Below are 5,497 nucleotides of genomic sequence, written 5' to 3' on the forward strand. Positions count from 1 at the left end.
AATGTGTGGAGACGTTATGAGCATTAACAGACGCAAGTTCCTGGCGACCACCGCGGCGGCGGCGGCGGCCACTTCAGTTTTTCGGCCAGCCATCGCGCAGACCAAGAAACTTCGATTCGCGGTGGGACCGCTTCTGCCCAACCCCGAGGACACGAAGAAGGCGTTCGGGCCGGTATTTGCCCATATTGCAAAAGAGCTCGGTGCAGATTTCGAGCTCTCGGCGACCACCGATTGGGCCGGGATGGCAGTTGCCATGGGCGGCGGTCAGCTCGATCTGGCATGGATGGGGCCGTGGGGCTACATCATTGCCAACAACGCGACCGGTTGTCAGGCGGTCGCCACCGCCAAATATGATGAAAAGCCGACTTATCAGGCCATCATCATTGCGCGGCCCGATCTCAAGGTGACGAAATTCCCCGACGATACGAAGGACAAATCGATTTCCTTTGCCGACGTCGGCTCCACATCCGGCTGGTTGATCCCGACCTTCTACGCAAAGGAAGTCTGGAAAATCGATCCCAAGGCCTTCTGGAAGTACAGCGACGGGGCCACACACGGGGCCAACGAGATCGCTGTCTCGTCTGGCCAGGTGGACATGGCTACCGACTTCGACCGCAACCGCAATGCCATGATCGCATCCGGCCGGGTCAAGGAGGACTCAAACAAGATCATCTGGACATCGGACCCGCTGCCCAACGATGCCATCGCGGTACCCGCCAACGCTTCCGCCGAGATGTCGAGCAAGGTGCAGGCCATCCTGACCGCGATCACGGTCGAGCAGGCAAAGTTGCTGCTGCCGAACCGGTACACCGGCTTTGTCGCGGCGACCCATGCCTCCTACAGGTCGATCGAGAATGCCGGCATCTCCGTCGGCAAGATCAAGGCAAAGGTGTGAGATGAACGCTACGGGAGCGAGACGTCTCCTCGAGGGCTCGATCGCTGGTCACGGCGGGATGAAATCCGCTGCAGAAGCCCTTGCCAAGCTCGAAGCTGCGCAACGCACATTCAGCGTTGCGCGAGTAAAAGGCTGGTTGCTCGTAGCGATTATCGTTGCTTTCTATCTGGTCGCCGCCGAACTCGCGCAGCTGGACCTCGGCAAGCTCGCCACGGGTCTCCCAAGACTTTGGGATTGGCTGTCGCGAGCCTGGCCGCCGAAGTTCGAGGAACTGCCGGTGTTCCTTTGGCGAACGGCGGAAACGGTCGCCATGGCCGCGATTGGCACAACGCTCGCCACGCTGATCGGGTTGCCTTTTGCGATCCTGGCAAGCCGCAATATCACGCCCTTTCCGTTGCTGTATTTCCCGACGAGGTGGTTTCTGAACGCGCTGCGTGGAATCGATTCCTTCGTGTTTGCGCTGTTGTTCGTGGCCGCGGTCGGGCTCGGGCCGTTCGCAGGTGTGCTCGGCATAACCCTCCACACGGCCGGCACGGCCGCCAAGTTCTTCGCCGATCAGATCGAAAGCGCGGACCTCGGTCCTCACAATGCGATCCGCGCAACCGGTGCGGGGCGACTTACCGCACTCACATACGGGCTCCTGCCGGATATTCTGCCGCTTCTACTCTCAACCTCGCTGTTCTGGCTGGAGTTCAACGTCCGCGCCTCCACTGTGTTGGGCGTCGTCGGCGCAGGCGGCATCGGCCAGGAGCTGAAGAACAGCATGGACCTTCTCGACTTCTCCCGGCTTTTCACAATCATAGCCGTCATCCTCATTGTCGTGACAGCGCTGGACTGGCTGTCGGGGTGGCTGCGCAAGAGGCTTGTTTGACCAATGGGTGACGCCGTGGACACGACATCTGCCAATGGGCGCACGTTAGGCTCGCAGCCGGACATTGTCGGCAAGCCGCCGGTGCTCACCGTCGAGGACTTCTCGAAGAGCTTCGGGGCGCGGTCGGCGGTGGAGAATGTGAGCTTTTCGTTGATGGAGCATGAATTCGTTGCGGTTCTGGGACCGAGCGGCGCCGGTAAAACCACGCTGTTTCGCTGTATCACCGGTTCGGCCAAATCGGACGCGGGGCGCATTCGCTTCGGCGGCACCGAGATCGAGCGGCTGACGCCCCGCGAGCTGCGACAAATCGCGGTCGTCTTCCAGCAATTCAATCTGGTGCGCCGGCTCACGGCTCTCGACAACGTGCTGGCCGGGCGGCTCGGTTATTTACCGACCTGGCGCGGCGTATTCCGCCGCTTCGAGCGCGCGGACAAGCTCAGGGCGTTCGAATGCCTGGAGCGTGTCGGCATGCTCGATCACGCGCTCCAGCGCGCCGACACGCTCTCCGGCGGGCAGCAGCAGCGGGTCGCGATCGCGCGCGCGCTCGCCCAGGAGCCACGGTTGATCGTCGCCGACGAGCCGGTTGCAAGTCTCGACCCCAGTTCGGCCGCCGGGGTCATGCAACTTCTCAAGGACATCGCGCGGGACGAAGGCGTTGCCGTGATCTGCAGCCTGCATCAGGTCGGCTATGCTCGCACATTCACCGATCGCGTCATCGGTCTTGCGCGTGGCCGCGTTGTCGTCGATGCGCCGACGCAGAGCTTGGACGAGGCTGCGTATGACGCGCTTTACGGTTCCGCGGACCTGCGATCGAACACTGCTACGACCGGGCACTCCGGGATGCCGGACCACCATTCGACCGTGGAAAAAGACCGCAGGGCGGCCCTTCGTTTGGGGGATCCAGATCCGGTCTTGGTTTCCGATGGCGTTTGAGCCCGTCCGTCGGTTAGCCCCGTCGCGCAGGTAAGGATCGAAATTACCTGCGAGCACTTTGGAGTTTGCCTCCATCGGCGCAGCTTGCGCCTGACCCATTCATTACGCTAGCAAGAAAACGCAACTGGTCTAAGCCAATCGTGTCGTCACAATTCTATTTGACCTGTTTTTTGTGACGGTGGCGCGATTGTCGCATATCTGCAACAAGCAATACACATGCCTGTCACCGCATCGGACTAACATCGCCAAAACTCAATCAGGTGACGGCGTGTCGCAACTCAACATCGTTCAACTCACGAAATCGTTCGGCGCAACACAGGTTCTGCATGCGGTCGATTTGAGAGTGGAGCGCGGGGAATTTATCACCCTCCTCGGCCCCTCCGGCTGTGGCAAGACAACGCTGTTACGCATTATCGCCGGGCTGGAAACGCCCGATCAGGGCGATGTGCTGGCGGATGACATTTCGATCCTTGGTACGGACGCCAAGGACCGAAATCTTGCCATGGTTTTCCAGAACTACGCGCTCTATCCGCATTTGACTGTCGCTCAGAATATCGGCCTGCCGCTAACGATGCGGCGGCTCACGCGGTTGCAGCGGATGGCCGGACGCTTCGGCATCAGCAGGACTGCGAGAGAGGTGCGAAGGCAAATCGGCGCCGACGTCGGGCGGGTGGCCGACAGCCTCCAGATCGGCAACCTGCTGAACCGCCTTCCTTCGCAATTGTCGGGCGGTCAGCGCCAGCGGGTCGCCCTCGGCCGCGCGATGGTGAGAAACCCGCGGATGTTGATTTCCGGCGAGAAGTGACCCTGGATTTCCACTGAGAAGTGACCCGGGGTGATGGTGGTCTTGGGTCAGGTTGCGGTCAAGTTTCGGGGCTTCTCCTTTGAGGGTTTGGGTGGTTTGGTCGAGCTGGCTCTGAAGCGGAAGCTGTCGTTTCCGGTCTCCAGGATATGGCAGTGGTGCGTGAGCCGGTCGAGCAAGGCCGTGGTCATCTTGGCATCGCCGAAGACCGTGGCCCATTCGGAGAAGCTGAGATTGGTGGTGATGATGACGCTGGTGCGCTCATAGAGCTTGCTCAGCAGGTGGAAGAGCAAGGCGCCGCCGGAGGCGCTGAACGGCAGATAGCCGAGTTCATCGAGGATGACGAGATCGGTGTGGACGAGGCGGCCGGCGATCTGTCCAGCTTTGCCCTGGGCCTTTTCCTGTTCGAGGGCGTTGACGAGCTCGACGGTGGAGAAGAAGCGGACCCGCTTGTGATGATGCTCGATGGCGTGGACTCCGAGAGCCGTGGCGATGTGGGTTTTGCCGGTACCCGGACCGCCGATCAGGACGACGTTGTGTGCGTCGTCGAGGAACTCGCAGCGATGGAGCTGGCGGACGAGCGCCTCGTTGACCTCGCTACTGGCGAAGTCGAAGCCGGCGAGGTCGCGATAGGCCGGGAAGCGCGCGGTCTTGAGCTGGTAGGTGGTCGATCGCACCTCCCGTTCGGCGGTCTCGGCCTTCAAGAGTTGTGCGAGGATCGGCATGGCGGTCTCGAAGGCCGGTGATCCCTGTTCCGTTAGCTCCGTGATGGCCTGGGCCATGCCATGCATCTTGAGGCTGCGCAGCATGATGACGATGGCTCCACTGGCTGGATTATGACGCATGGCGCGCCTCCCTGGCTCGGCGCAGGGCGTCATAGCGCTCGACGTTGGCCTGAGGCTCAGTGGTCAGCGTGAGGGCGGGGGGAGCCGGGATCGTTGGCGTGCTCAGCGGCGTACCGTCGATCAGCCGGTGCAGCAGGTTGATGATGTGGGTCTTGGTCGGCACGCCGGCCTGAAGGGCGAGCTCTACGGCCGTGAGCACGACCTGCTCATCGTGCTGGAGGACCAAGGACAGAATCTCGACCATCTCGCGGTCACCGCCTGGCCGCTTGAGCAAGTGCTGCTGCAGGGATCGAAACGCGGGCGGCATCTCAGCGAACGGCGCGCCGTTGCGCAGGGCACCGGGCTTGCGCTGGACGACGGCCAGATAATGCCGCCAGTCATAGACGGTCCGGCTCAGACGATCATGAGAGCGAGCGAACACTCGGCGATGCTCGCAGATTGCTTGCCCTTCAGCGACGAGGACGATCCGGTCGGGATAGACCCGCAGGCTCACCGGACGGTTGGCGAAGGAGGCCGGCACGCTGTAGCGATTGCGCTCCAGATGAACGAGGCAGGTCGGGGAAACGCGTTTGGCGTGCTCGACGAAGCCGTCGAACGGCCGCGGCACCGCCATCAGGTGCCGGATCTCCTCGCTCCAGACATCGGCGATCGAGCCGGGCTGCGAGCCGTGCCCGGTCTGTGACCACAACTCCCGGCACCGGGTCTCCAACCAGTCGTTCAGAGCTTCCAGGGAGGGAACGTTCGGCAGGGGTTGCCAGAGCCGATGACGGGCATCCTGTACGTTCTTCTCAATCTGCCCTTTCTCCCAGCCGGAAGCGGGGTTGCAGAACTCCGCCTCGAACAGGAAGTGGCTCACCATGGCCGAGAAGCGGATGTTGACCTGGCGTTCCTTGCCGCGGCCGACCTTGTCGACGGCCGTCTTCATGTTGTCGTAGATGCCCCGCCGTGGCACGCCGCCCAACACCCGGAAGGCGTGGTTATGGGCATCAAACAGCATCTCGTGGGTCTGGAGCAGGTAGGCTCGAAGCGTGAAGGCCCGACTGTAGGACAGCTTGACATGGGCGACCTGGAGCTTGGTGCGCTCGCCGGCAATGATTGTCAAACGGCGTTGGAACGGGACCCTTGATCGGCGCGCAAAAGGGACCCCGGGA

General features: G+C 62.1%; 6 protein-coding genes. 4 read left to right on the top strand and 2 right to left on the bottom strand.

Going from position 1 to position 5,497, the window contains the following annotated elements; genetic code table 11:
- From KHC23_RS14270 to KHC23_RS14285, 4 genes are all read left to right on the top strand, one after another.
- The coding region (locus KHC23_RS14270; protein WP_048758133.1) for a phosphate/phosphite/phosphonate ABC transporter substrate-binding protein at positions 1-895 on the top strand (895 nt) is incomplete at its 5' end.
- Positions 896-953: 58 nt separating this feature from the next.
- Entirely contained in the window at positions 954-1,766 is an 813-nt protein-coding gene (gene phnE / locus KHC23_RS14275) for a phosphonate ABC transporter, permease protein PhnE (protein ID WP_024922083.1), read from the top strand.
- A 3-nt stretch (positions 1,767-1,769) separates the two neighbouring features.
- Positions 1,770-2,699, top strand: coding sequence for a phosphonate ABC transporter ATP-binding protein (phnC, locus tag KHC23_RS14280; protein WP_244434546.1), 930 nt, complete (start codon positions 1,770-1,772; stop codon positions 2,697-2,699).
- A gap of 268 nt (positions 2,700-2,967) precedes the next feature.
- The gene (locus KHC23_RS14285) at positions 2,968-3,504 is read left to right on the top strand and encodes an ABC transporter ATP-binding protein (RefSeq protein ID WP_024922085.1); all 537 of its coding nucleotides are present in this window, start codon (positions 2,968-2,970) and stop codon (positions 3,502-3,504) included.
- A 47-nt stretch (positions 3,505-3,551) separates the two neighbouring features.
- On the opposite strand, the gene istB is transcribed toward KHC23_RS14285, so the two are convergent.
- Positions 3,552-4,346 carry an IS21-like element helper ATPase IstB gene (gene istB / locus KHC23_RS14290; RefSeq protein ID WP_006023736.1) on the bottom strand — a complete coding sequence of 265 codons (795 nt, stop codon included), beginning with the start codon at positions 4,344-4,346 and terminating at the stop codon, positions 3,552-3,554.
- Positions 4,336-5,497: IS21 family transposase (istA, locus tag KHC23_RS14295; RefSeq protein ID WP_213373341.1), on the bottom strand; the 1,162-nt coding region annotated here is incomplete at its 5' end. The genes istB and istA, both read right to left, overlap by 11 nt.

The organism is Ancylobacter dichloromethanicus (assembly GCF_018390645.1).
GTDB lineage: Bacteria > Pseudomonadota > Alphaproteobacteria > Rhizobiales > Xanthobacteraceae > Ancylobacter > Ancylobacter dichloromethanicus.

Bases quoted from the DNA above. Each gene is read 5' to 3' on its own strand.
- phnE (WP_024922083.1), top strand. From the start codon at position 954: ATGAAATCCGCTGCAGAAGCCCTTGCCAAGCTCGAAGCTGCGCAACGC.
- phnC (WP_244434546.1), top strand. From the start codon at position 1,770: ATGGGTGACGCCGTGGACACGACATCTGCCAATGGGCGCACGTTAGGC.
- istB (WP_006023736.1), bottom strand. From the start codon at position 4,346: ATGCGTCATAATCCAGCCAGTGGAGCCATCGTCATCATGCTGCGCAGC.